Raw genomic sequence first — 25,573 nt, 5'->3', positions numbered from 1 at the left:
CCTGTTTCCAGGGGGTTTTCACATCTCGCATGTCGACATGTCACTACAGCGTGTTGCCGACATGTGACATTCTGCGGGAAGCGCGTTTGCCGGAGCTCCGGCTCCGGTATTCAGGTGAAGGCTGCGTTCCTGAAGTGGGGACGCCACGCCGCGACCGTCCCGCGACCCAAAGGGGGTGGCATGTCCGCAGACCAGGGCAGCTCGAAGGTGCTCGCGCTCGCGGAGAGCGAGACCGCGCCCGACTCGCTCGATGCGCTCGGCTCCGTCGACTCCGTCGACTCCGTCGGTGAGTCCTCTCCGCTCGATGCCGTGCCGGCCCAGGCGCTTCCGGTGACCACGGAGGCGATCGACACCCGCACCCTGTCCCGCTCCCTGTTCCTGCGGCTCGCCGCACTCGACGAGAACAGCCCGGAGCGGGCGTACGTCCGGGACACCCTCATCGAGCTCAACCTCCCGCTCGTGCGGTACGCCGCCGCGCGGTTCCGCTCGCGCAACGAGCCGATGGAGGACATCGTCCAGGTCGGCACGATCGGGCTGATCAAGGCGATCGACCGGTTCGACTGCGAACGAGGCGTGGAGTTCCCGACGTTCGCGATGCCGACGGTGGTCGGGGAGATCAAGCGGTTCTTCCGCGACACGTCGTGGTCGGTGCGGGTGCCGCGCCGCCTCCAGGAGCTGCGGCTCGCCCTCACCAAGGCGTCCGACGAGCTGTCGCAGAAGCTCGACCGCTCTCCCACGGTGAGCGAACTGGCCACCGTGCTCGGGGTGTCGGAGGAGGACGTCGTCGACGGCCTCGCGGTCGGCAACGCGTACACGGCGTCCTCGCTGGACTCGCCGGCCCCCGAGGACGACGGCGGCGAGGGGTCACTGGCGGACCGCCTCGGCTACGAGGACACGGCCCTGGAGGGCGTGGAGTACCGCGAGTCCCTCAAGCCGCTGCTGGCCAAGCTGCCGCCGCGCGAGCGCCGCATCATCATGCTGCGCTTCTTCGCCAACATGACCCAGTCGCAGATCGGCGAGGAGGTCGGCATCTCCCAGATGCACGTCTCCCGCCTCCTGACCCGGACGCTGGCACAGCTCCGGGACGGCCTGATCGCGGACTGACCCCCACCGCCACGCCACGGTCCGCGTGCCTCGCGGCGGGAGGGTCACGCCGCGAGTCGTGGGACGTGGACCGTGGGACGTGGACCGTGGGACGTGAGACATGGGCCGTGGGACATGGAACATGGGCCGTGGGAACGTGGGCCGTGGGGACTTAGGCCGTGGGCCGGACGCGTCGTAGTAGCGGCTGCGTGCAGGGTGCGCCTGGGCGGGCCTGAGCCGCCTGGGCGGGCCTGAGCCGCCTGAGCGCGGTCGCCCGCCTCGCCCCCTGCCCCCCGGCCCCCGGCCCCCGGCCCCCGGCAAAGACAAAGCGCCGCACCCCGTGCGGACACGGAGGCGGCGCCGGAGCCGGAGCGGTCGGGTCAGCTCAGTGCCAGCCACGCCACCGCCGCGATCACCACGACCGCGACCACGACGCCGATGATCAGGCCGACGCGGGGGCCGGAGGAGCCCGGGGCGGCCGACTGCCGGGTCTGCGGGCCGTCCTCGTCGACGAACGCGCGGAACATCTGGGTGCTGCCTGCGGGATCGTAATTGCCCTGGGGGCCCTGGGTGTTAGCCATGAGGCGAGACACTAGCGAATCCGGCGGACGGCCCCAAGCGCGGGGCGGGCGGCGACGGCCGCGACCGGTCCCGGAGCGGCGCGACACGCCCTACCAGCACGTTTACGTTCGCAATACTTGCCTTTGCCAAGCTTTTAGTGCTCTCTTACCTTCTTTATTTGCCTTCAGCAACCAACGGCTCCTATGGTTGCCCTAAGCAACAAATCAGGAGGTGCAGATGGCCGAGAAGGCGCAGTACGAGGAGCTGATCCGCCAGTTCAGCGCCTTCGGCGCCGTGAAACGGGAGCTGGGCCGCATCCTGCCGGCCGACTGCCCCGGAGGTTCCGTCGCCGTACTGACGTTGCTCGGCCGCCACGGCGACATGCGCATGAGCAAGCTCGCCGAGCTGCTCGCCGTGGACATGTCGGTGACCAGCCGCCATGTCGCCCACATCGCCGATCGGGGTTGGATCGAACGGTCCCCCGATCCGGCCGACAAACGCTCGCGCATCCTGCACCTGACGCCCGAGGGCCAGGAGCAGCTCGACGAGCTGTCCGAACGGACCACACAGCTGCTCGCCCACCGCCTGGGCGACTGGACCGACGACGAGGTCGGCCAGCTCGCGGGGCTCATGGCCCGGCTCAGGGCGAGTTTCGACGACTGCCGGTCGGCACCGGCGCGGACCACCGCGCCCGCCCCGGACGCGCAGTCCACCCGTACACCCGCGATCACCACGTAAGAAAAGGAAGTCCATGGCAACGACCACACCAGCCGGTGTGCGGGCTCATGCCAAGCACGGGGGAGGCTCCTCCGAAGGCGCTCCTATGACGCACCGGCAGATCATGGAGGCGCTGTCCGGGCTGTTGCTCGGCATGTTCGCCGCCATCCTGTCCTCGACCATCGTCACCAACGCCCTGCCCGAGATCATCGGTGACCTGGGCGGCGGACAGAGCGCCTACACCTGGGTCGTCACCGCCTCCCTGCTGGCGATGACCGCCTCCACCCCCCTGTGGGGCAAGCTCGCGGACCTGGTCAGCAAGAAGGCCCTGGTCCAGATAGCCCTGATCGTCTACGTCGTCGGTTCGGTCGTCGCGGGTCTCTCGCAGAACCCGGCGATGCTGATCAGCGCACGTGTCATCCAGGGTCTGGGCGCCGGCGGTCTCTCCGCCCTGGCCCAGATCATCATGGCCGCGATGATCTCCCCGCGTGAGCGCGGACGGTACTCCGGCTACCTCGGCGCGACCTTCGCGGTCGCCACCGTCGGCGGTCCGCTGCTCGGCGGTGTCATCACCGACACCTCGTGGCTCGGCTGGCGCTACTGCCTCTACGTCGGTGTGCCCTTCGCGATCATCGCGCTGATCGTCCTGCAGAAGACGCTGAAACTCCCGGTCGTCAAGCGCAAGGTCAAGGTCGACTGGGCCGGTGCCTTCTTCATCACCGCCGCTGTCTCCCTGCTGCTCATCTGGGTCACCTTCGCCGACGACAAGTACGACTGGATGTCGTGGCAGACCGGTGTCATGGTCGGCGGCTCGGTCCTGCTGGCGCTGGTCTTCTGCTTCGTCGAGACCAAGGCCAGCGAGCCGATCATCCCGCTGCGCCTGTTCAGGAACCGCACCATCACCCTGGCGTCGATCGCCTCGCTGTTCGTCGGCATCGCGATGTTCGCGGGCACCGTCTACTTCAGCCAGTACTTCCAGCTGGCCCGGGACAAGTCCCCGACCATGTCGGGCGTCATGACCATCCCGATGATCGGTGGTCTCTTCGTCTCCTCCACCGTCTCCGGTCAGATCATCACCAAGACCGGTAAGTGGAAGGGCTGGCTGCTGGCCGGCGGCGTGCTGCTGACGGCGGGCCTGGGCCTGCTCAGCTCCATGCGCTACGACACCCCGTACTGGCACATCGCGATCTTCATGGCGCTGATGGGTCTCGGCGTCGGCATGATGATGCAGAACCTCGTGCTCTGCACGCAGAACCAGGTGGCCCCGCAGGACCTCGGTGCCGCGTCCTCCGTGGTGACCTTCTTCCGGTCCCTCGGCGGTGCGGTCGGCGTCTCCGTGCTCGGCTCGATCATGTCCAGCCGGATCAGCCACTACGCCTCCGACACCATCGGGCAGCTCAGCCCGCAGGAGCAGGCGGCGGCGGCCAAGGCGGCCGGCGGCAGCTCGATCCCGGACATGGACCTGCTGCCCCCCGGCATCCGCGAGTGGCTGGAGAGCGCCTACGGGCACGGCATCGCCGACATCTTCCTGATCGTCGCGCCGATCGCCTTCCTCGGCTTCCTCGTGACGCTGTTCATCAAGGAGGTGCCGCTGCGCACCTCCGGCGCCCTGGCGCAGGCCGCCGAGGCGGGCGGTCAGAGTGCCGCCCCGGCCGCCCCGGCCCCCGCCGAGGCCGTCGCCCCGGCCGCCCAGCCGGTCCCGGCCGCCGCGGTCGCCGCCACCTCCGCGTCGGACTCCGGCACGGTGACGCAGACCCAGCGGCTCGCCGCCGTCGCCTCGGCGGGCGTCCCCGACGTCCCCGTCTCCGCCGGCATACCGGTCCGCGGCTTCGTCCGCGGCGCCGAGAGCGCGCCCGTCCCGCAGGCCGCCGTCACGCTGATCTCGCTCGGCGGACGCCAGCTCGGCCGGTCGGTCGCGCAGGCCGACGGCTCCTACGCGGTGGACGCGCCCGGCGCAGGGTCGTACGTCCTGATCGCCTCCGCCGACGGCTACCAGCCGCAGGCGTCGACGATCGTCGTCAACGACGAGCCGGTCGCGTACGACGTCCTGCTCAGCGGCACCAGCGGACTGACCGGTCTGGTGCGGGCCGCGGCGACCGGGCAGCCGGTCAAGGACGCGATGGTCATCGTGACCGATGTCCGCGGCGACCTGCTGGCCACCTCCGCCACCGGCGACAACGGCGACTTCACCCTCGCCGAGCTGGTGCCCGGCACGGTGACCGTGGCCGTCAACGCCGCCGGGTTCCGGCCGCGGGCGCTGCCCGTCGAGGTCGGCTCCACCGGGGTCACCCGGGTCGAGCTCGACCTGGAGGCCGGAGCCAAGGTCCAGGGCACCGTCAAGGCGCCGGCCGGCCCGCTGGCCGACGCCCGCGTGACGCTGGTCGACGCGGCCGGCAACGTGGTCGGCACCGCCACCACCGGTTCGGACGGGGCGTACGCCTTCACCGACCTGGACAGCGGCGAGTACACCGTCATCGCGACGGGCTACCCGCCGGTGGCGACCTCCCTGACCGTCAACGGACAGGGTGCGGACGGCCACGACATCGAACTCGCCCACCCGGGCGAGTAGCGAGAACCCCGGCCCGTGGTGGCGTGCGCGCTCTGAGCGGAGGCGCGCTCGCCGCCGCGGGCCGGTCTCTTTACGACCAATTTCTGCGCCTTTTCAGGCAATTCCTGAGTCTTACCAGGTCTTTTCAGGCCGCCACTGGGTTCAGGCCGCCACTGGGTTTTTGAGGGAGAGAACGGGATGGGACTGACCGCGAGGATCCGTACCAGGGACGGATGGGCCGTGTCGCACGCGGTCGTCACGGTGACCGACATGACCGGCACGCAGGTGCTGCGCGCCGAGGCGGACGCCGAGGGCGCCGTACGGGACACCACGGAGCTGACGCCGGGCGCGTACACCGTGATCGTCACCGCCGTGGGCTACGCGCCGGCGGCGTCCAGCGCGATCGTGACCGCCAGCGGCCGGGCCGAGGTCGGCACCGTCACCCTGGCCCGCCAGGGCGGCACCGAGCTGCCGCCGCCGGGACCCTGGACCATCGACCCGGCGCACTCCAGCGTCGGCGCCGTCGCCCAGCACCTGGGCATCTCCAGCGTGCACGGCCGGTTCACCGACTTCGCCGGGCTGGTGGAGATCGCCCCCGACGACGTCACCAAGTCCCGGGTGGAGGCGGTCATCAAGGCGGCCTCCATCGACACCGGCAACGGCATGCGCGACACCCACCTGAAGTCCGCGGACTTCCTCGACGTCGAGCGGTTCCCGGACATCACCTTCCGGTCCACGGGCGTCACCGAGGCCGGCCGCGACCGCTGGACCGTCCGGGGCGAACTGGGCCTGCACGGTGTCGTCCGCCCCGTCGACCTGGACCTGTCCTACCTGGGCACCGGCGCCGACCCGTGGGGCGGCACCCGCGCGGCCTTCAAGGCCACCACGGAGCTGCGCCGCGAGGACTTCGCCATGAACTACAACCAGGTCCTCCAGGCCGGCATCGCCGCCATCGGCACCACCCTCAAGGTGGAGCTGGACATCCAGGCGGTCCAGGGCGACTCACTGCCCCCCATGTGACCCGCGATGTGACCGGGCGGCTCACTGCCCGCGATGTGAGCGGGCGGCTCCGGCGACCCGGTCGACCAGGTCCTGGCAGAGGTCCCGGAGCTTGACGTTCCGGTCCTGCGAGATCCGCCGCAGCCGCTCCATCGCGGCCTGCGCGTCGAGCCGCTCGCGGACCATCAGGATGCCGACGGCCTGGTCGATGACGCTGCGGGAGAGCAGCGCGGTGCGCACGTCGGCCGCCGTGGAGCGCTGCCGTTCGATGCGCAGCGACGCCTCCACGGCACCGGCGGCCCGGTCCGCGAAGGCGCGGGCCGCCTCCCGGCCCGCGCCGAGCGCCTCCGGCTGAAGGCCGTAGAGGTTGAGGGCGGCACCGACCTCGCCCTCCAGCGCCAGCGGCAACGCCAGCACGCAGCGGATACCGGTGGCCAGCGCGTACTGCGTGTACTCCGGCCACCGGGTCTCCGTGGCCAGGTCCGGCACGTAGCGGGGGCTCTGCGTCTCGGCGGCGTCCACACACGGCCCCGAGCCGTTCTCGTACTGCCTCAGGTCGAGGCCGCCGGGCAGGCCGCGGCTGCCGGCCAGGGTCAGCAGCCGGTCGGCCCGGCGCACGGTGATGCTGCACGCCGAGGCACCGGGCACCTCCCGCACCGCGCGGTCGGTCAGATCGCGCAGCAGGGTGTCGAGACCCTGGCTGCGCACCATGGCGTGGTCCAGCGTGTCGGGCGTCTCGGCAGTCATGCCGTTACGGATATCCCGTCACCGCTCGTTAACGCCTCGGCCCCCGGGAGACTCGTGGGAGTCGACGATGCGGCGGGCGAGGTCGCGCAGTTTCACGTTCTCCCGCTGGGACGCCTTGACCAGGCTCTCGAAGGCGCCGGCGGCGTCTATGTCCATGCGTTCCATCAGGATGCCGGTGGCCTGGCCGATCAGGTCCCGGGTGCGCATCGCCTCGGTGAGCTGGTCTCGTTCGGTCGCCGCGTCCAGGGCCAGGCTGACGTGCGCGGTGAGCAGCAGGCCGACGCGGGTGGCGTCCTCGTCGAAGACTCTGGGCCGGGCGGCGTAGGCGTTGAGGACGGTCAGGGTACGGCGGTCGGCGCGGAGCCTGAGCGACAGCACGGACCGCAGGCCCGCCTCGGACAGGGGCCGGGCCGCCGTCTCCGTCCTGCTGTCGTCCAGCACCGCCACGGGGGCCGTCCACAGGCGGTCCCACAGAGGGTGCGGGTCCCGGCCGCCGGGGGCGGACTCCGCGGAGCGCACCGACTCGTCGCTCCACGCGATCATGCGGCGCCGGGTGCCGCGCTCGACCACCGCGATCCCCGCCTGCTCGGCTCCGGGCACGAGCGTCACCGCCAGCTTGACGGCGGTGCGCAGAGTGCCGTGCGGGGTGACCGTCTCGCGGAGTTCCCGAGCCGCCGCGGCAAGGGCCTCGGCCAGCTCGAAACCAGCCGGAAAACGCGGCACATCGGTAAATTCGGACGCAGTCACCACGAACCTCTTCGGCGAGCACGGCCGTACGGCCGTGCGCAGGAGAGCTCCGCAGCACATTCCCGACTGCGAGCACAGGACGGATAGCACTCTAGCTGCTCGGTTGCACGCAGGTGACGCCCGGCCGACGGTCCGCCCCAGCACCTTCCGCGGCCACCCTCCGGCGTGGTGGAATGGTAGACGGGTCAGGAAGCGGCCGCCCCTCTGTCGAAGCCGGGACGGACGTCTGTCAGGTGAGTGACGTGCCTTTAGTTCCACCACCCGGAGCACCGTGCGGGCCTCCCGGCCACACCGTGCTCGAACTGCCCGCCGAGATCGACTTCTGCAACGCCATGGAGCTGCTGCCGCTCGTCCTGGAAGCGGCCTGTTCCGATGACGGCCCCGCCCCTCTGCTGGTCCTGGACCTGACGGGCACCGTCTTCATGGACTCCCAGGGAGCCCGCCTCCTCGACGAACTGCGCCACCGGCTGCCCGCCGGCGTCCGGCTGCGCGTCGTGGCCACCCCCGAGGGCGTCCCCAGCCGTGTCCTGGAACTGTCCGGCCTGCGCCGCGACATACCGGTCCACGACAGTCTCGCGGAGGCGTTGGGCTCCGGTGACGGCGTCGCGGCCTAGGCTTCCGCCATGGCACCGAACATCGCTACGAACACCCGTGTCTCCCTGGACGAGCTGCTCGACTTCGTACGACCGCGCCACCGCGCGCTGCTGCTGACCCGGCGGGCCGACGGCGGGCCCCAGGCCTCGCCGTTGACCTGCGGGGTCGACGACTCGGGCCGGATCGTGGTCTCCACGTACCCGGAGCGCGCCAAGACCCGCAACGCCCGCCGGGACGAGCGGGTCGCCGTCGTCGTGCTCAGCGACGAGTGGAACGGCCCGTGGGTGCAGATCGACGGCACCGCCGAGGTCGTCGATGCGCCGGACTCCGTGGAGCCGCTCGTCGAGTACTACCGGAACATCGCCGGCGAACACCCCGACTGGGACGAGTACCGCGCGGCGATGCTGAAGCAGGGCAAGTCGATCATCCGGATCACGCCGGAGCGGTGGGGGCCGGTCGCCACCGGGGGCTTCCCCGCGCGGCTGGCCGAGAACGGCTGACGGCCTCCGCCCCGGAGGACGGAGGCCGTCGGTACGGCCGTCAATGCGGCTGTCAATGCGGCTGTCGATACGGCCGTCGGTACGGCCGTCAGCTCGCGTCGGTGGGCCGGGTGAGGTCGTAGAAGGTGGCCGAGCCGGCCGTGACCTCCTCGAAGTTCTCCTCGACCCACGACGTGATCTGCGCGGCCGTGCCGCTGTCGTCGGAGCCGCCGCCGGTGCTGCCCCCCGAGACGAAGTAGTGGATCTTCCCTTCCGCCACGTACTTCTTGAACTGGGCCAGCGTCGGTGAGGGGTCGGTGCCGTTGAAGCCGCCGACGGCCATCACCGGGGAGCCGGTGGCGAGCTGGTAGCTGGCGGCGTTCTGCGCGCCGATCGCCGCCGCGGCCCACGTGTACCGGTCCGCGTCGGTCTCCAACAGTTCCTTGGCCTCGGAGTCGACGTCGGCGCCGTTGAGCAGGCCGCCCATGCCGCCACCGCCACCGCCACCGGGGCCGCCGGATTCGCCACCGCCCGGGGCTCCCTGCGGGGCCTGGTTCTGCCCGTTCTGACCGCCGCCCTGGCCGTTCTGGCCCGGCATGCCGCCGCCCGTGCCGCCGCCGGGGAAGCCGCCCGTGCCGCCGTTGCCGTTCTGCTGGTTCTGGCCGCCCTGGCCGCCCTGGCCGTTCTGGCCCGGCATGCCGCCGCCCGTGCCGCCGCCGCCGGGGAAGCCGCCCTGGCCGCCGCCGGGCATCCCGCCGCCGCCAGAACCGCCCATCATGCTCGCGCCGGACGGACCGGCCGTGACGATGGAGCCCGTGTGGCCCTCCTGGAGCGTGCTGACCGTGTACGCGGTGGGCCCGGCCAGCGAGGCCGCCAGGCCCAGTCCGGCCGCCGCGAGCGCCAGCCGGGTCTTCAGCCGACCGGCGAAGACGAGGCCGAGCGCGGCCACCAGACCACCGACGAGGACCAGCCACTTCAGCCACGGCAGGTAGTCGGAGGTGCGGTTGAGCAGGACGTACCCCCAGGCGGCGGTCGCCGTGACGGCCCCCGCGAGGGTGAGGGAGGCCCACAGTTCCGCGCGCCGCTGCCACAGCGCGACGGCGCCCATGCCGACGACGGCCGCCAGGTAGGGGGCGAGGGCCACCGTGTAGTACTGGTGGAAGATGCCGGCCATGTAGCTGAACACGGCCGTGGTCATCAGCAGCGAGCCGCCCCAGACCAGCAGGGCGCCGCGGGCCGTGTCGGTGCGGGCGGCCCGGCGGGTGAGGACGAGGGCACCGACGAGCAGGATCAGCGCGGCGGGCAGCAGCCAGGAGATCTGGCCGCCGATCTCGGAGTTGAACATCCGGTCCCAGCCGGTCTCGCCCCACTGCCCGGTGGCGCCGCCCGTGCCGCCGCCACCGCCGCCGACGCTGCCGGTCTCCTCTCCGCTGAGGCGGCCGAGGCCGTTGTAGCCGAAGGTCAGCTCCAGGAAGCTGTTGTTCTGCGAGCCGCCGATGTACGGCCGGGACGACGCCGGCCACAGTTCGACGACCGCGACCCACCAGCCGCCGGAGACGACGATCGCGGCGGTCGACAGCGCGAGCTGGCCCAGCCGCTTCCTCAGCGCGACCGGTGCGCAGACGCCGTAGACGAGCGCGAGCGGCGGGAGGATCAGGAACGCCTGGAGGGTCTTGGCGAGGAAGGCGAAGCCGACGGCCACGCCCGCCCACACCAGCCACTTGGTCCGCCCGTCCTCCAGCGCCCGCACCACGAGGTAGCAGGTGAGGGACATCAGCAGGGCGAGCAGGGCGTCCGGGTTGTTGAACCGGAACATCAGCGCCGCGACGGGCGTCAGCGCCAGCACCGTGCCCGCGATCAGACCGGCCGCGGGGCCGAACCGGCGGCGCACGGACCCGTGCACGAGGGCGACCGTCGCCACGCCCATGAGGACCTCGGGGACGAGGATCGCCCAGGAGTTGAGGCCGAAGATCCGCACCGACAGCTCCATCGGCCAGAGCGCGGCCGGGGGCTTGTCGACGGTGATGGCGTTCGCCGCGTCCAGCGAGCCGAAGAAGAACGCCTTCCAGGACTGGCTGCCCGCCTGCACGGCCGCCGAGTAGAAGGAGTTGGCGTAGCCGGAGGCGCTGAGGTTGCAGAGGTAGAGGACGGCCGTGGCGAGGAGCAGCGCGAGGAGGGCGGGGCGGGCCCAGCGGGGGTCCTCGGGGTGGCCCTGCCAGAGTCTGCGCGGCGCGAACCCGCGGCCGGTGGCCGGTTCCGTCGCCGGGGATGCCGTCGAGGGCGGTGGCCAGGTGCCTGGTCCGGGGCCGGAGGCGGGCGCCTCCGTCCGGTCCGTTCGGTCGTAGTCGGTGGTCATCGCGCATCCCTGAGGTCGGGGTCGGCCGGCCGCACCGGCTGCAACGGCATGGTGGCCTCCGCGGGGCGCTGGGGCGCGCGCGGGAGCGGTCGCTGCGGCAGGGGGGCGTACGGGTGGAAGTTCGCGTAGGGGCCGGTCGGGGCCGCCGGTGACATGGGGGCTCCGGGGGCCGCCGGTGACGAGGGGGCCCCGGGGACCGTCGTGGCGTGGACCGGGGTGCCGCCGCCACCGGAGGCCGGCGGCTCGTCGTCGCGGCGGTCGGGGAAGACCCAGGCGCGGAAGAGCAGGAACCGCAGCACCGTGGCGGCGAAGTTCGCGGCGATCAGCACGGCCAGCTCGGTGGAGTGGGCCGGGTCGGTGGTGGCCGCGTTGAGCGCGGCGAGCGAGCCGCTGGTGAGGGCGAGGCCGATGCCGAAGACCACGAGGCCCTGCGCCTGGTGGCGGACGGCGCCGCCGCGGCCCCGGACGCCGAAGGTCAGCCGCCGGTTGGCGGCGGTGTTGGCGACCGCCGAGACCAGCAGGGCGAGCGCGTTGGCGAGCTGCGAGCCGCCGAAGGTCCGGAAGGCGCTGTAGAGCAGCAGGTAGAAGAGGGTCGACAGGGCGCCGACCACGCAGAACCCGACGAGCTGCCGGGCCAGTCCGCGGGGGACGTCGGTGAGGTCGCGGTCGCGCGGGTCGTCGCCGAAGGGGCGGCCCAGCCGGTCCAGCGGCAGCGAGCCGGTGGCCAGCGCCCGGCCCACCCGCCACACGCCCTTGAGGTCGTCGCTGGCCGTCTTGACGATGTGCACGGTGGAGTCGGGGTCGTCGACCCAGTCGACGGGGACCTCGTGGATACGGAGTCCCGCGCGCTCGGCGAGCACCAGCATCTCGGTGTCGAAGAACCAGCCGCTGTCCTCGACCAGCGGCAGCAGCACCCGGGCGACGTCGCCGCGGATCGCCTTGAAGCCGCACTGGGCGTCGGAGAAGCGGGCCTGGAGGGAGCCGCGCAGGATGAGGTTGTAGGAGCGGGAGATGAACTCGCGCTTGGCGCCGCGCACGACCCGGCTGCTGCGGCTGAGCCGGGAGCCGATCGCGAGGTCGGAGTGGCCGGAGATCAGCGGCGCGACCAGCGGCAGCAGCGCGTTGAGGTCGGTGGAGAGGTCGACGTCCATGTAGGCGAGGACCGGCGCGTCCGACGCCGACCAGACCGTCCGCAGAGCCCGGCCGCGGCCCTTCTGCTCCAGGCGGTAGGAGCGCACCTCGGCGAGTTCCGCCGCCAGCCGCGCCGCCACGTGCGGGGTGGTGTCCGTGGAGGCGTTGTCGGCGATGGTGATGCGGAAGGCGTAGGGGAAGGTGCGCGCCAGGTGGTCGTGGAGTCTGCGCACGCAGGGCTGGAGGTCCTTCTCCTCGTTGTAGACGGGGATCACTACGTCCAGGACAGGCGTACCGGCCCCCGCGGCCGGGAGGTGCTCCCGCGCCGGCAGGGTGCCCGGAGAAGAGTCGGTTCGCATGGGACCGACTCTTCTCAACTGCCCTGTCGCACCCGTGTGGTGGCGCTGTGCTGCACCTGTGAGTGCGATGCCCAGTTTGTCCGGGGGTCGGGGTGCACGCCCGCGGGGGTGTCCGCGGGGGCGCTCGCGACGGCGGGGAGCGCGGGTACGGGCACGGAAAGCGCCGGTAGATACACGGTGAACACGGTCCTGCCGGGGACGCTGTCGACGGTCACCGCGCCGCCGTGCGCCGCCGAGACGGCCTGCACGATGGCGAGCCCGAGACCGGTGGACCCGGTGGCCCGGGAGCGGGTGGAGTCGCCGCGCGCGAACCGCTCGAAGACGTGCGGGAGCAGTTCGGCGGGTATCCCCTGCCCGTTGTCCTCGATGTCCAGGCAGAGCCAGGGACCGTCCCAGCGCACCCGCGCGGTGACCGTCGTCCCGGGCGGTGTGTGGTTACGGGCGTTGCCGAGCAGGTTGACCAGCACCTGCTGGAGCCGGGCGGCGTCCGCCGACACGAGCGCGGGTTCGTCGGGCAGTTCGAGCCGCCAGTTGTGGTCCATGCCGGCGGCGCGGGCGTCGGAGACGGTGTCCACGAGGAGCGGTACGAGGTCGGTCTGCTCGAACTGCAGCGGGCGGCCGGCGTCGAGCCGGGCGAGGAGGAGGAGATCCTCGACGAGGAGCGTCATCCGGCCCGCCTCGGACTCGATGCGGCCGAGCGCGTGCCGGGTGTCGGGCCCGACCTGCTCCCTGCCTCTGCGGGTGAGTTCGGCGTACCCGCGGATGGAGGCGAGGGGGGTCCGCAGCTCGTGGCTGGCGTCCGCGACGAACTGCCGGACCCGCGTCTCGCTCTCCTGGCGCGCGTGCAGCGCGCCGTGCACGTGGTCGAGCATCCGGTTGAGCGCGGCCCCGACCCGTCCGACCTCGCTGTGCGGGTCGCACTCCGACTCCGAGACACGCTCGTTGAGGTTGACCTCGCCGGAGTGCAGCTGGAGTTCGGAGACGCGGGTGGCGGTGGCGGCGACCTTGCGGAGGGGGCGGGTGGCGACGCCGACGAGTACCCAGCCGGCGATGCCGGCCGCGACGAGTCCGGCGGCGGTGACGCTGACCTCGACGATGATCAGCGTGTTGATGGTGTTGGTGACCTCGGCGGTCGGGACGGCGACGTAGTACGAGTCGCCGTCGCCGCTGGTGATGAACTCGACGCGGTAGCCGCCGAGGCCGGGGATGTCGACGGAGTGCGCGTCGCCGTCCTGGGAGACGCCGGCGAGCGCCGCCTTGGCCGCGGTGCCGAGTTCGTCGGGCTCCATGCTCTTGAAGGCGCCGTTGCTGTCGTTCTTCTCCTCGGCGACGGCCGCGCTGGTGATCGTGCCGTTCTCCACGTAGGCGGCCACGGTGCCCCGCTGGTTCGGCCCCTGCGTGACGAACTCCTCGACCTTCTCCTCGGCCGTCTTGGAGTCGTCGGCGGCGGAGCCGTTCGGCTGGCCCGGGACGGTACCGGGCACGGGAAGTCCCGAGTCGGCGCCGGGCTTGTCCATCATGCGGCCGCCGACCGCGCGCATCGCCGACTCGTGCAGCTTCTCGTCGAGCTGTTCGTAGAGGTGCTGGTTGAGCGCGATCGTCGTGACCGTGCCGATGACCGCGCACACGACCGCGATCAACGCCACCGACGCGACGACGAGCCGCGTCCGCAGCGTCCGCGGGCGCGGGGCCCGCGGCTGACGTCGCGGTCGCCGCGACGGCTGCGAGCCCTGCGACGACTTCGCCGACCTCGACGACTTCGACGACTTCGACGACTTCGACGAACGCGACGGCTGCGGTCGTCGCCGGGTCATGACACCGCGGGCTTGATCAGGTAACCGGCCCCGCGGCGCGTGTGGATCATCGGCTCGCGCCCGGCGTCGATCTTGCGGCGCAGGTACGAGATGTACAGCTCGACGACGTTGGCCTGGCCGCCGAAGTCGTAGGACCAGACCCGGTCGAGTATCTGCGCCTTGCTGAGCACGCGCCGCGGATTGCGCATCAGGAAGCGCAGCAGCTCGAACTCGGTGGCGGTGAGGTGGATGTTGTCCCCGCCGCGCGCCACCTCGTGGCTGTCCTCGTCGAGGGTGAGGTCGCCGACGACCAGGACGGAGTCGGAGCGGCGGTCGGCCGCGCCGGACCGGCGGATCAGGCCGCGCAGCCGCGCGACGACCTCCTCCAGGCTGAACGGCTTGGTGACGTAGTCGTCGCCGCCGGCCGTCAGCCCGGCGATACGGTCCTCGACCGCGTCCTTGGCGGTCAGGAACAGCACCGGCACGTCGGGCAGGTCGCGCCGCAGCCGGCCGAGCACGCTCAGGCCGTCCATGTCCGGCAGCATCATGTCCAGGACGACGGCGTCGGGCCGGAACTCGCGGGCGGTCTGGATCGCGCCCTGTCCGTCTCCGGCGCTGCGGATCTGCCAGCCTTCGTAGCGCAGGGCCATGGACAGCAGCTCGGTGATCGACATCTCGTCGTCCACCACAAGCACTCGGACGGGGCTCCCGTCCGGCCTGAGCAGTTCGGTGCGCCCCTGGGGCGAGGTCGTGGTCATGCTCCACACCCTGGCGGGGGCCTCTGAGAACACCCTTTCCCCAACCTGTGATTTCTCTGAGAAACCCACAGGTGCTTCTCAGGACCTCCTGGCCCCCTGATCCCCTTGATCCCCCTGACCCCCCTGGACTCTCTTACCTCCCGAGCCCTCTTCCCCTCGCCCCCTTCTCAGAACAGCCCGTCCTGTTGCCGTCCGCCGTCCCCCGTCACCCGCAGGGCCCGCACGGGTACGTCGACCCGTCCGCCACCGCTCTCGTCCACCGGCAGCGGCAGCGGCAGCGGCACCAGCTCCCACCCCGTCATGAGCCGGCTGTCCAGCACGACGACCCCGTCCCCGGTCGCCAGATGGAGATCGGGCCCGGCGGCGGCGACGAGCTCACCCCCGACGGCCCCTCCCGCGACCAGCTCGGTCACCTCCCCCACGACCGGCCCGCCGCTCCCCGGCAGCCCGAACGCCCCGACGTGATCGACGGCCCGGAACGGCGCCGGCGTGAGCGACTCGGGCCACGCCCCGAGCGCCAGGGCCCGCCGGTGCAGCTCCTCGATCTCCGCGGCCCGCTCGCCCTCCGTACCGGGCAGCGCGGCCCGCACGGCACGCTTGCGCGCGTACGGAATCCGGTCGGGCACCCGCAGCGCGGCCCGCAGCAGTTCCTCCGTGCGCCGCGCGGCCATCAGCGGCCCGCTGCCCAGCCAGCTGAAGCAGACGGCCCCCTGCTCCAGCAGCCGCGCGGACCCGCGCTCCAGCGCGGTGATGCCGACCTTCGCCATCCCCGGCCCGAACCACGCGAGGTAGACCCGGTAGGGGCGGGGGTCGTCGGCAAGGGTGTCGGCGGCGACGGAGTGCGCCCGGTCCAGCCGCGCGCACTCCTCGCAGCGGGCGCCGGTGCTCCGCGCCGAGACCCCGGCCCGCAGCGGACAGACGTTCCCCCGCGCCCCCACACACGTCCGCCCACCCCCGTCCGCGACCCCGAAGGCCACGCGTTTCCCCCAGGTCAGCGGCGACTCGCGCCCACCGCCCCAGCCCAGCACGGGACCATCGGCGGACCACCGCAGCCCCGAACACGTCCATGTCTGTGCCATCTCTGCCGAGAGTAGGGGGACCCACTGACATCGGGGCCGACGAGTCCCCCGGCCGACCGGCTAACCCATGCTCTTCGCCCCGTCCAGCGACTCACGGATGATGTCGGCGTGGCCGGCGTGCTGGGCGGTCTCGGCGACGATGTGCATCAGGACCCGGCGGGCCGACCAGTGCGCGTCGGGTTCGAACCAGGGGGCCTTCGGCAGCGGCCACGCCGCGTCCAGGTCGGGGAGCGTGACGACCAGGTCGTCGGTGCGGCGGGCCACCTCCGCGTAGGCGTCCAGAACGCCGGCCAGCGTCTCGTCGGGCAGCAGCCGGAAGCCGTCCGCCCGGTGGGCCCAGTCCTCCTCGGTCATCGCCGTGAAGTCCGGCATGGCCGACGGGCCGCGCTGGATGAAGTCGCACCAGCCCCGTTCGACCTCGGTGACGTGTTTGATCAGTCCGCCCAGACACAGTTCGCTGTCGGTGGTCCGCCGCCGCGCCTGCTCGTCACCGAGGCCGCGGGCCGTGAACCGCAGGAAGTGCCGCTGTTTGCCGAGCGCCTGGAGCCACTCGGCACGCTCACCGGTGACGTCCTGCCGCTCGTCCGGGCCCGCGGTCCTCAGGTCGTTGCTGCTCATGGTGGTCTCCGCCCGTCGGTAGGTCTGTAGTGCCGTCGACGAGAACCACGCTAGGCAGGATGAAGGTCAGATCCTGTCCTACTGCCGCCGAACCGCTGCGCCCCGTACGGCTCCAGGTCGATCCCCGGGGTCTCCCCGAGCGCCAGCGCCGCCGCGCACTCCCCCGCGGCGGTGGCGAACTTGAAGCCGTGCCCGGAACAGGCCGCGACGTGGACGATCCGGGGATCGCGCGCCGCGCGGTCGATGACGAAGCCGCCGTCGGGGGTCAGGGTGTAGTAGCAGTTCCGCCAGCTCACCGGTTCCGGATCGATGCCGGTGAAGACGCGTGCCACCGCCTCGGACATCTCCCGGCGGAACGCGGGCGGTACGTCGTGCGGGGCCGTGTCCCGCGGGTCGCCCGGACGCTGCTGGTGGTTGTGGAAGCCGATCTTCACCAGCGGCCCGTCCACGCCCCGCGTCGCGCTCTGTTCGGCAAGGCCGTAGACGACCCGACCGTCGGCCGACTCGTGGAGGAAGGCAGGGAAGCCGGCGGTGCCGAGCCGGGGGTCCGCCCGGAACCAGTACACCGGCACCCGCACCGGCCGCAGCACGGCACCGAACTCCGCACCCAGAACCGCCGGGTCCATGGCCCCTGCGTCCAGGGGCTGCCCCGCCCAAGGCCCGGTCGCCAGGACGACCGATCCGCACGAGACGGTCTCCCCCGAGCGCAGCCGCACGTCCAGGCCCTGCGCGGCGGACCGCACGGCCACCACCTCGTCGCCGAACCGGACGCCGGCCCGCCGGCGGACGGCCGCGTCGAGCATCGCCAGCCGGGCCCGCGTCGCCAGGACGGTGCAGGCACCGGGTTCGTACAGCGCCTCCATGTCCGGGTCGACCCCGAACCACGGAAACCGTTCGGCGAGCCGTTCCGCGTCCCAGACCGCGTGCTCGATCCCGCCGAGCAGCGCCGTACGGCGGCTCCTGTCGACGACCCCGCTGTCGCTGGACCCGACGAAGACCCCGCCGGTCCGCACCAGCAGGGGCTCGCCGTCCGTCTCCTCCAGCTCCGTCCAGAGTTCGTACGCGCGGTCGAGCAGCGGCAGGTACGAGGGGCCCTCCCAGTAGGCACGGCGGAAGATCCGGCCCTCGCCGTGCGAGGAGCCGTACCGGTGCGTCGGGCCGTGCGCGTCCACGGCGAGGACGTGGGCACCGCGCTCGGCCAGGGCCCAGGCCGTGGCCGCGCCGAAGACACCGGCACCGACCACCAGCACGTCGCGGTTCATGACAGACGACTCCCCTCTTGCCGATCCGGAAGGTTCTGCCGGTGCTCCGCGGGAGCCGCCTCCGGCGGTCGCCGGAGGCGCTTCCCGCGGGCCCGTACCGCGGACTCCGCGACGATGGAGACCAGCGCCAGCCAGACCACGCCGAAACACAGGAGCGTGTTGCCGGACGGCCGCTGTCCGTAGCAGACCAGCGCGACGACCAGCTGGGTCGTCGGCAGTACGTACTGCATGAAGCCCGCGGTGGTCAGCGTCACCTTCTTCGCGCCGTAGGCGATCAGCCAGAGCGGCGTGACGGACACCAGCCCGCACAGGGCGAGCAGCACGACGTCGGTGGTGTCCGCGGCCGGCCCCGGGTCCAGCGAGTAGGACGAGACGGCGACCGCCACGCCGACGCCGAGGGCGAGCAGCGCGGTCTCCAGGGCGAGCCCCGTGACCGGGTCGGCGGTCGTGAGCTTCTTCAGGAAGCTGTACGTCCCCCAGGTGGTGCCGATCGTGACGTACACCCACCACTCCAGCTCGCTGCTGCGCGTGATGAGCAGCACGATGCCCAGCAGACACGTGCCGAGGGCCGCCGCCCTGACCCTGCCGAGCCGTTCGCGCAGCACGGCCGCGCCGAGGGCGATGGTGAGCGCCGGCGCGAGGAGGTACCCGAGGCCCGTCTCGATGACCCGCCCGTGGATCGACCCCCAGATGAACGCGAGCCAGTTGGCGCACACCAGCACCGCGGCAGCCAGGTGGATCAGCAGCAGCCGGGTGTCGGCGGCCGTCTCCAGGGCGGCGCGGACCCGGCCGAGGACCACCAGGGCGATGCCCAGGGTGACCAGCGAGACGAGGATGCGGTGGCCGAGCAGGGTGGCCGGCGACACCGCGCCCAGTTCCCGCCAGAACAGGGACGAGGTGCCGAGGATGACGTTGGCGACCGCCATCGCGCCCACCCCGAGCCCTCCGGCCCGACGCGACGCCCCGCTCATCCGCCGGCCACCTCCCCGTCGGACCTCAGCCGGATCTCGACGATCTCGTACGACCAGTGCAGCGTCCCGTCGGAGTCGACGCTGAACGCGGCGCCGTGCTCCTCGCGCCAACGGCGGAACTCCGTCAGCAGGGTCTCGCGCGCCTTCTGCCAGTCCCGCGTGTAGAAGAACAGCGGGAAACTGTGCCGTTCCAGCAGCCGGAACCGCAGCGCCGCGCCGGCCTGCTCGCGCGCCAGCCGCGTGAAGACCTCCCGGATGCCCGTCATGGAGTTGAGGCCGACGACCGCGCGCCCCGACGGGGTGAGGTGGTCAGGCAGGCGCCGCAGGAAGTCCAGCAGTACGGTCTCGCCCGAGAACATCGCCGACAGGTCGAGGGCGGAGAGCCCGGCCCGGTCGAGATCCCGGCGGCACTCCCGCGACGGGGTGCGCCAGCCGGGCGGGTTGAAGACGACGAGGTCGAACCGCCCGGACGCCGCGCGGTCGCCGAAGAGGCTGGTCCGCTCGAAGACGACGCGGCGGTCGGGGAAGTTGAGCAGCTCGTTCTCGGCCGCCGTCTCCACGGCGGGCGCGCTGACGTCCGTGGCGACCACGTCGTCCGCGCCCATGCCGCGCAGCAGCAGTGCCTGGGCGCCGCTGCCGGTGCCGATGTCGAGCACCCTGCCCGCCAGTACGTCACGGTCGGTGGAGCGCACCAGGTAGTCGCCGAGGGCCAGCCCCGCCGGGCTCAGTTTGAAGACCCCGGGCCGGTCCAGGAGGCGCAGCACCTGCCCGAGGCCGAAATAGGCGTCGTAGGACGTCTCGGAGGACACCCATCCGGTCGCGGCGTCCTGGAGGTGGCCACGTGTCACGCCCAGCATGATCCCCCTGCTTTCCTGACGGTGTGGGACGGCGAAGCCGTGGGACGGAGGGTCACCGGACGATCCCGTCCAGTTCGCGCGACCGGCGGGCGGCCCGGTCCAGCCCCTTCACGACGATGTCCGCCAGCCCCTTGTCACGGAAGTGGAAGATGCCCTGCTCGGTCGTGCCGCCGGGCGTCATGACCTCGGCGCACAGTTCCTGCGGCGTACGGTCCACACGGTCCAGCAGTTCCGCCGTGCCCCGCAGCACCTGCGCCGTCATCGACCGGGCCTGGCCCGCGTCGAAACCGGCCCCCACGGCGAAGTCGCACAGCGCACCGGCGAGGTAGGCGACGAACGCCGGTCCGCCCCCGCACAGCGCGGTCGCGTCGTCGATCAGGGCCTCGTCGGACACGGTCAGGACCCGGCCGAGCAGCGCCAGGACGCCCTCCGCGCGTACGACGTCGTCCGGGGTGACCGCCTCCCCGGGGGCCAGCACCGTCATCCCGAAGCCGATCTCGGAGGGCGTGTTGGGTATCGCCCGGACGACGCGGGCGGTGCCCAGCAGTTCCGTCATGGTCCGGATGCTCACGCCCGCCATGACGGAGACGACCAGCGTGCCGTCGAAGGCGCCCTGGGCCAGGTCCCGGGCCAGCGCCTCGAACTGCTGCGGCTGCACGGCCAGGATGACCGTGTCCGCGCAGCCGGGTTCGTAACGCTCCCGCGCCACGGTCCCGAACTGCTCCAGCACCGCGGCGCGCCGCGCTCCGTCGGTCTCCACTACCACGGGCCGGGGCCCCTCGGAACTGGCCACGAGGCCAGCGATCATCGCCGTGCCCATGTGCCCCGCTCCAATGACCGCGACACGGTGTGCGGATAAGTTCATGTGCGCTCCTCGATCGACCGGCCGGCCCCACCGCACGCGGGCAGCGGCAGCCTGTTCCGCCATTCGGGAATGGTGGCGGCGCCGGGAACCGGGTGGCTACATTCCGTGACAGCGCGATCATGCACCGCACGAACACGCGGGGGGTGATCACGTGGAGAAAGGGATTTCCGCGGATGGAACGGACGTGCTCCGGGACGTGTGAGGCCACCGACCTCTGCGCCGCAGGACTCGCCCTGTACGAACGGACTGCCACGGCCCCGGACCGGGCGGAGCCGCGCGCACCGGGCACGACGCCCGACCGGGCGGAGCCGCTCATCGCGGGTGAGGTGCCCGCCTGTCTGCACAGGCTCGGGCTCGTCGTCCCCTGCGCCGACGGCCCGGACCTGGTACGGATCGTGCCGCCGTCCGTCGCGGCGGCCCACCGTCTCGCCCCGCTCGAACGGGCCATCACCCGCCGGCGGACAGAACTGGCCGCCGCCACGGAGGCGTTCGCGCTGATCGAGGACGCGTACCGCCGCGCCCGCGCCTCCCGCGCCCCCGACGTGACGCTCGTCCGGGGCGGGAAGGCCGTGGACGCGACCGTCCGGCGCGCACTGGACGAGTGCCGGACGGACCTGGTGACCGCGCAGCCGGGCCCGGGACGCTCACCCGAGATCCTGGCCGGCGTCCTCGAACGCGACCTCCCCGCACTGCGGCGCGGGGTCCGCAAGCGGGTCATCTACCAGCACACGATCCGCACCCACGGCCCGACCCTGGAGTACATCGACAGCATCGTGCGGGAGGGCGCCGAGGCCCGCACCCTGAGCGAGCCCTTGGACCGCCTCATGATCTTCGACCGCCGCGTGGCGTACGCGGCGTCCCCCGTCCCGGACGAACTCGTCGAGATCCACCAGCCCGCCCTGGTGCACTTCCTCGGCCGTTCCTTCGAGCGCGCCTGGAACAGGGCCACCCCCGTCCCCACGACGGAGGGCTACCGCCGCTCCGTCGCCGTCACCAGCGACCTCCAGCGCAGCATCATGCGCATGCTCGTCCAGGGCTTCACCGAGGAGAGGATCGCCCGGGAACTGGGCATGGGCCGCCGCACGGTCGCCGAACACACCAGCCGCCTGTCCCAGCGCTTCGGCAGCTCCAGCCGCGCCCAACTCGGCTACGCGATCGCCAAGTCCGGCCTCCTGGACTGAACCGGCACCCCGGCGCTCCGGCACCACGAAGAGAACACCCCGGGAAACACCAGGGGCCCCGGATCTCTCCGGGGCCCCTGGCCTGCTGTGCACTCGGCAGGATTCGAACCTGCAACCTTCTGATCCGTAGCTCTGTAGAGATTGGTCATTGGAGGTCATACAGGCCGCGGGGAGGGCCGTGCGGGCCGGTGTCGGTTGCTGGCGGTTGCTGGGGTTGCTGTACTTCGTTGCTGTACAGCAGGATCCTGACCGGGGGTGGGTCCATGGAGCGGGCACAGCTCGAACGGCTGCTGGGCGGTGGCGACGACCCGTCGTTGGCCGCGCTGTCGGCTCTCCGCGTCGGCGCTTCCTACGTTGTCTGGGACGGAACGACGTCATCGGAGTCGCTCGCGAAGATCTACGGACGCCGACTCCGCCACACCCTTCGGAGGGGCATCGAAACTTCCGGCTTGGCGCGGGCCGTGCATTGCCTCGACCTATACGGCCGACCAGTTCGACTGGGCCAGATCAAGACGGCCGATGGAGCGTGGATCTTCATACTGTTTGTCGACGAGGACGGCAGATCGCTGGTGGCGTGCACCGGCGTACGGCAGGCCCAACCGGGCCCGGCACGCCCAGACGATTGCTGAAAATTGCATCGCCAACACGCTTTCCAACTGTCCGCGCGGTCGTACAGGGGCGTTCGTGGAGGTTCACGGGGCAGGGCAGAGGGGTGTACGTACGGTAGTGAACGGCGACGGCCGTCGGCACACTGGACAAAGACCAGGACAACGAATCACGCAGGTGTGTTTGCCAGACTTGTGTCGCTGATCACCTGGTGCACAGCCCTGAGATGGCGGCACTATACGTGCGTGGCAGTCGCTGAGCTGGTTCTCAAGTACATACAGGCGCTCGTCTGGCCCGTAGTGACACTCACATTGGTCTGGCTGTGGCGTCATCGAGTTGGTGAAGCTATCGGACGTTTGAGCCGGGTCGAAATGCCCGTCGGCGCCCTAGAGTTCCAGAACGAGGCACGACGTGTTCGTGATCGTGCGGAGTTGGTGGCGGAAGAAGAGATGGTGCCAACTGGCCCAGAGCCTGAGCCGCGACCCGAGCCCGAGCCTGAGCCGCAACCCGAGCCCGAGCCTGAGCCGCGACCCGAGCCGCGGCCTGGTGCCGAGCCTCAAGAGCCCCCTGGTGAGGCAGTGCGTCGGCGACTGGAAACGCTGTGGTCAGCGATTGATCAGCCAGACGATGTTATCGACCGCTCTCCAACTGGAGCGATCGTCTCCGCTTGGAATGCCTTGCAGACTTTCGCCGAGGAGATCCTCACTCTGTACCCGAGAATCCAGCCGCGACGTCCGGGGCCGGGGCGGGTGCCACCGGGGGAGTTGGTGCGGATGCTTCAAGCGGCTGGCCTGGACCAAGATGTGGTGGACGTCCTGAACGACCTCCGCCGCTTGCGCAACAACACTGTGCATGGCACTGCTGCGGTCACCCCGCAAGCGGCACGCGACTTCATTCGGGGCTGTAAGTCGGCAGGCCTGGCAATGGAGGATCTGACCTGGCCCGGCCCTAGCGGGTACTGAAAGTAAAGCTATCGGGCTTGGAGCCCATGCCCTTCGCCACATGTGCTACGGGTTCGTTATGTAACGGATTAGCGGTTTTCCTGCGACCGCGGTGCCTGCGGAGCACGATGCGACCATGGATCAGCAGCGATCTCTGACTGGCGTCCCAGATTGTGCTTCGCAGCCGCCGGAACTCGAAGCGAGGCGAGTAAGCGTCTTAACCGAGGAACCATGCGGTGACACACAGGCGCAGCGCGCTGAAGCCAACACGCGACCGTCTCCTCTGAAAGCCCGAATTGCCGCATTGATCTGGGGCCGGCGGCGAGCTTCTGCCCGTCGCGAGGCCGAGAAGGTCATAGCTGAACTAAATACGGCCGTGCACCGTCTTGGCATCTCCAACTCTGTTCCTAGATCAGTTCACTTGGCCGTGCGCCGTGTCCATGCTGGCAGAAGTGTCCCATTCAGGATCATCAAGTTGGTTGTTGTGATGTACGCGGTCATGCTGCTGTGGCCAGTGCTGCGCGCGCTTGGCAGACTGAGCACACTGCTATGGCGCAAGGTCCCTGACCCATCCACCTGGTCTTACCTGGTTGAAAAGTTGCAAGCCTGGACTAGGGGGTCCCCCGACTACGTTGCGGGCCCCGCCATGCTTTACGTCGTCTTCATAGCTACGCCTATCGCAGTGGTTATAGCGGTAATGATGTACTTCGGTCCACTGATTGCGGGTTTTGTCGCGCTTAGCGGGCGGTACCCCGGGCCGCTGGCCGACGTCGCTACAAGTGGTCTTGCGTACCGCTACAACCTCACCGCTGTCGCAGTGCAGGCGATAGTAGCCTGCGGTGATGCATACGGGGCAGGGAACGGAAATCGTGGCGCCCAGCGTCTGCGGAATGCAGGTTCTGCGCTGCGGGAGGTTGAAGGCGCCATCTGGGCGGCGCGCCGGACAAGGGGAGTTACTCCTATTCTGCGCTGGCATCGCCGCAAGATCCTGCACCGGCACGCAGGACAGGTGGTTGCACGCCTTCGTGTGGCGGAGGAGCGCCTTGATACTGATCCCGCTGATGCACTACGAGAACTAGCCACTCTTTTGCTTGTCGTGGCCGCGCGCTATAGCGATGGGCGTGTCGGGGCCCTGCTAGATGAGGCCGAGCTGGTTGATGTCGCCCCGGCCCGTGACCGGGAAACGCTCCGTCTGATGGCTGTTGCAATTTTGACCGTGGCAGGTGCTGCTTCGCTTTCTTCGATGGGCTTGCCTGATGGAGCTATGGGGCCGGCGGTCGCTGCGGTCGCCCTGTGCGCCGTCGCGCTGATCTACCGGCGCCGGGCTCTGAGAATGCTTGAGCTTCTCCCTGGCCCTTTTGGTAGAGGTGGACAGCAGTGATCTGAGGTGAAGTGTCATCACACCTGGCTGGAACTGGCTGGCAGCTTCGTTGTGTGGAGACTTCTTCGTCCCGAAGCAACTGGGACGGGGGTGCTGCCTCGGGTCGGCTTGGCTGTCACCTGCGCTGATGTTCCGTAGACGTCCGTGCTCGTCCGCCATCGTTCGTCGGCGGTGTCACGCAGTTGGACACTCACCAGTCGGGACGCTCGAAGCCTCCTCATGCCTCGGGGGATGGCGCCCTTGCTGTCGTAGGGGTCGGCTAGGTTGCGGGGATGACTGCGATGGATCCACTTGTGCCGGCTCTTGCCGGGTTGATTGTCGACGCCCTCTGGTTCCTCGACAGTTGCGGTGACGATGAAGTCGACCCCGACTCCGCGGTGAAGATGATGGAAAGTGTGGGCGGGGAGCTGCTGCGGCTGCCTCTGGACCAGCGCGACCGCCTCTTGCAGGTGCTCACCGACCTGGCCGAAGCAGAACCGAATCCCGCGCGACGGGAGTTCTTGCAGTCGTTCCCCTTCGACTGCGGCCTGGTCGAGGAAGAGGAAGGCTGAGTCCACCGTCGGTTGAGAGCACCGCTTTAGGAGTTCGGTCACTGCGGGACACCGCCAGGGAGCCGCCTGGCCACGCCGACCGTGCCAGACCGCCTGGAGATGCCGGCGTCCGGAGCCGTTGATGTCCCTAGTGGATGTCAGAACAGGATCACTACGTGTGCTCGCTGACGTGATGGTCCCATGGACGACCTGGAGCGATCACGCATGTGGGTACCGGCCGCTGCGTACAGCGGCACGAGCATCGACCGCAGTTCCTCCCGCGTTCCGACCACGAGTTACGTGTCCAGCTCGTAGGGTGTTCTCGTGACATTCTTGAACTGGCTGCAGTTTTCCGCGACCTGCATCACAGTGGCGCTGGGATCTTTCCTCCTCACCAAGTTACTTAATTT

Annotated in this window: 22 protein-coding genes; 9 read left to right on the top strand and 13 right to left on the bottom strand. The window is 70.8% G+C overall.

Annotated elements, in window-relative coordinates:
- Nucleotides 1-180: 180 nt before the first annotated feature.
- Nucleotides 181-1,104 carry an RNA polymerase sigma factor SigF gene (locus UW392_RS64410; protein WP_320784781.1) on the top strand — a complete coding sequence of 308 codons (924 nt, stop codon included), beginning with the start codon at nt 181-183 and terminating at the stop codon, nt 1,102-1,104.
- Nucleotides 1,105-1,463: 359 nt separating this feature from the next.
- Here the strand turns inward: UW392_RS64410 and UW392_RS64405 are convergent, their stop codons facing one another.
- A complete protein-coding gene (locus UW392_RS64405) occupies nt 1,464-1,664 on the bottom strand; it encodes a hypothetical protein (protein ID WP_320784780.1) in 201 nt (66 codons plus the stop codon).
- A 217-nt stretch (nt 1,665-1,881) separates the two neighbouring features.
- Here UW392_RS64405 and UW392_RS64400 point away from each other — a divergent pair, with 217 nt between their 5' ends.
- The 3 genes from UW392_RS64400 (at nt 1,882) to UW392_RS64390 (ending at nt 5,929) form a co-directional block, all read left to right on the top strand.
- The gene (locus tag UW392_RS64400) at nt 1,882-2,382 is read left to right on the top strand and encodes a MarR family transcriptional regulator (protein WP_320784779.1); all 501 of its coding nucleotides are present in this window, start codon (nt 1,882-1,884) and stop codon (nt 2,380-2,382) included.
- Nucleotides 2,383-2,395: 13 nt separating this feature from the next.
- Complete coding sequence (locus UW392_RS64395; protein WP_320784778.1) at nt 2,396-4,930, top strand: DHA2 family efflux MFS transporter permease subunit; 2,535 nt, start codon at nt 2,396-2,398, stop codon at nt 4,928-4,930.
- A 177-nt stretch (nt 4,931-5,107) separates the two neighbouring features.
- Nucleotides 5,108-5,929, top strand: coding sequence for a YceI family protein (locus tag UW392_RS64390; RefSeq protein ID WP_320784777.1), 822 nt, complete (start codon nt 5,108-5,110; stop codon nt 5,927-5,929).
- A 21-nt stretch (nt 5,930-5,950) separates the two neighbouring features.
- On the opposite strand, the gene UW392_RS64385 is transcribed toward UW392_RS64390, so the two are convergent.
- Nucleotides 5,951-6,655: a GAF and ANTAR domain-containing protein gene (locus UW392_RS64385; RefSeq protein WP_320784776.1), complete on the bottom strand. Its 705-nt coding sequence runs from the start codon at nt 6,653-6,655 to the stop codon at nt 5,951-5,953.
- 18 nt (nt 6,656-6,673) lie between these two features.
- Nucleotides 6,674-7,378: a GAF and ANTAR domain-containing protein gene (locus UW392_RS64380; RefSeq protein ID WP_320784775.1), complete on the bottom strand. Its 705-nt coding sequence runs from the start codon at nt 7,376-7,378 to the stop codon at nt 6,674-6,676.
- A gap of 197 nt (nt 7,379-7,575) precedes the next feature.
- Between UW392_RS64380 and UW392_RS64375 the strand changes: the two genes are divergently transcribed.
- Nucleotides 7,576-8,016, top strand: coding sequence for an STAS domain-containing protein (locus tag UW392_RS64375; protein ID WP_320784774.1), 441 nt, complete (start codon nt 7,576-7,578; stop codon nt 8,014-8,016).
- Nucleotides 8,017-8,025: 9 nt separating this feature from the next.
- Nucleotides 8,026-8,496, top strand: coding sequence for a PPOX class F420-dependent oxidoreductase (locus UW392_RS64370; protein WP_320784773.1), 471 nt, complete (start codon nt 8,026-8,028; stop codon nt 8,494-8,496).
- Nucleotides 8,497-8,584: 88 nt separating this feature from the next.
- Here the strand turns inward: UW392_RS64370 and UW392_RS64365 are convergent, their stop codons facing one another.
- The 10 genes from UW392_RS64365 to proC form a co-directional block, all read right to left on the bottom strand.
- Nucleotides 8,585-10,831, bottom strand: coding sequence for a glycosyltransferase family 39 protein (locus UW392_RS64365; protein ID WP_320784772.1), 2,247 nt, complete (start codon nt 10,829-10,831; stop codon nt 8,585-8,587).
- Nucleotides 10,828-12,321 carry a glycosyltransferase gene (locus tag UW392_RS64360; protein WP_320784771.1) on the bottom strand — a complete coding sequence of 498 codons (1,494 nt, stop codon included), beginning with the start codon at nt 12,319-12,321 and terminating at the stop codon, nt 10,828-10,830. Before UW392_RS64360 ends, UW392_RS64365 begins: the two co-directional genes overlap by 4 nt.
- 14 nt (nt 12,322-12,335) lie before the next feature.
- A complete protein-coding gene (locus UW392_RS64355; RefSeq protein ID WP_320784802.1) occupies nt 12,336-13,994 on the bottom strand; it encodes a HAMP domain-containing sensor histidine kinase in 1,659 nt (552 codons plus the stop codon).
- A gap of 137 nt (nt 13,995-14,131) precedes the next feature.
- A complete protein-coding gene (locus UW392_RS64350) occupies nt 14,132-14,872 on the bottom strand; it encodes a response regulator transcription factor (protein WP_320784770.1) in 741 nt (246 codons plus the stop codon).
- Nucleotides 14,873-15,039: 167 nt separating this feature from the next.
- Nucleotides 15,040-15,951, bottom strand: coding sequence for a DUF2797 domain-containing protein (locus UW392_RS64345; RefSeq protein ID WP_320784769.1), 912 nt, complete (start codon nt 15,949-15,951; stop codon nt 15,040-15,042).
- A gap of 60 nt (nt 15,952-16,011) precedes the next feature.
- Nucleotides 16,012-16,569 (bottom strand): DinB family protein, encoded by a 558-nt coding sequence (locus UW392_RS64340; RefSeq protein WP_320784768.1) that lies wholly within the window; start codon nt 16,567-16,569, stop codon nt 16,012-16,014.
- Between the two features lie 50 nt (nt 16,570-16,619).
- On the bottom strand, nt 16,620-17,831 hold the full coding sequence (solA, locus tag UW392_RS64335; RefSeq protein ID WP_320784767.1) for an N-methyl-L-tryptophan oxidase: 1,212 nt from the start codon (nt 17,829-17,831) through the stop codon (nt 16,620-16,622).
- Nucleotides 17,828-18,802, bottom strand: coding sequence for an EamA family transporter (locus tag UW392_RS64330; RefSeq protein WP_320784766.1), 975 nt, complete (start codon nt 18,800-18,802; stop codon nt 17,828-17,830). Before UW392_RS64330 ends, solA begins: the two co-directional genes overlap by 4 nt.
- A complete protein-coding gene (locus tag UW392_RS64325) occupies nt 18,799-19,650 on the bottom strand; it encodes a methyltransferase (RefSeq protein ID WP_320784765.1) in 852 nt (283 codons plus the stop codon). The genes UW392_RS64330 and UW392_RS64325 overlap by 4 nt, the downstream gene beginning before the upstream one ends.
- Before the next feature lie 61 nt (nt 19,651-19,711).
- A complete protein-coding gene (gene proC, locus UW392_RS64320) occupies nt 19,712-20,524 on the bottom strand; it encodes a pyrroline-5-carboxylate reductase (RefSeq protein ID WP_320784764.1) in 813 nt (270 codons plus the stop codon).
- A 173-nt stretch (nt 20,525-20,697) separates the two neighbouring features.
- Between proC and UW392_RS64315 the strand changes: the two genes are divergently transcribed.
- The 3 genes from UW392_RS64315 (at nt 20,698) to UW392_RS64305 (ending at nt 25,184) form a co-directional block, all read left to right on the top strand.
- On the top strand, nt 20,698-21,705 hold the full coding sequence (locus UW392_RS64315) for a LuxR C-terminal-related transcriptional regulator (protein ID WP_320784763.1): 1,008 nt from the start codon (nt 20,698-20,700) through the stop codon (nt 21,703-21,705).
- Between the two features lie 263 nt (nt 21,706-21,968).
- Complete coding sequence (locus tag UW392_RS64310; RefSeq protein WP_320784762.1) at nt 21,969-22,334, top strand: hypothetical protein; 366 nt, start codon at nt 21,969-21,971, stop codon at nt 22,332-22,334.
- 2,571 nt (nt 22,335-24,905) lie between these two features.
- On the top strand, nt 24,906-25,184 hold the full coding sequence (locus UW392_RS64305) for a hypothetical protein (RefSeq protein ID WP_320784761.1): 279 nt from the start codon (nt 24,906-24,908) through the stop codon (nt 25,182-25,184).
- Nucleotides 25,185-25,573 lie beyond the last annotated feature (389 nt).

The sequence above is a fragment of the Streptomyces sp. CRN 30 genome, assembly GCF_034105845.1.
This window is presented reverse-complemented; position numbering and strand designations above follow the sequence as displayed.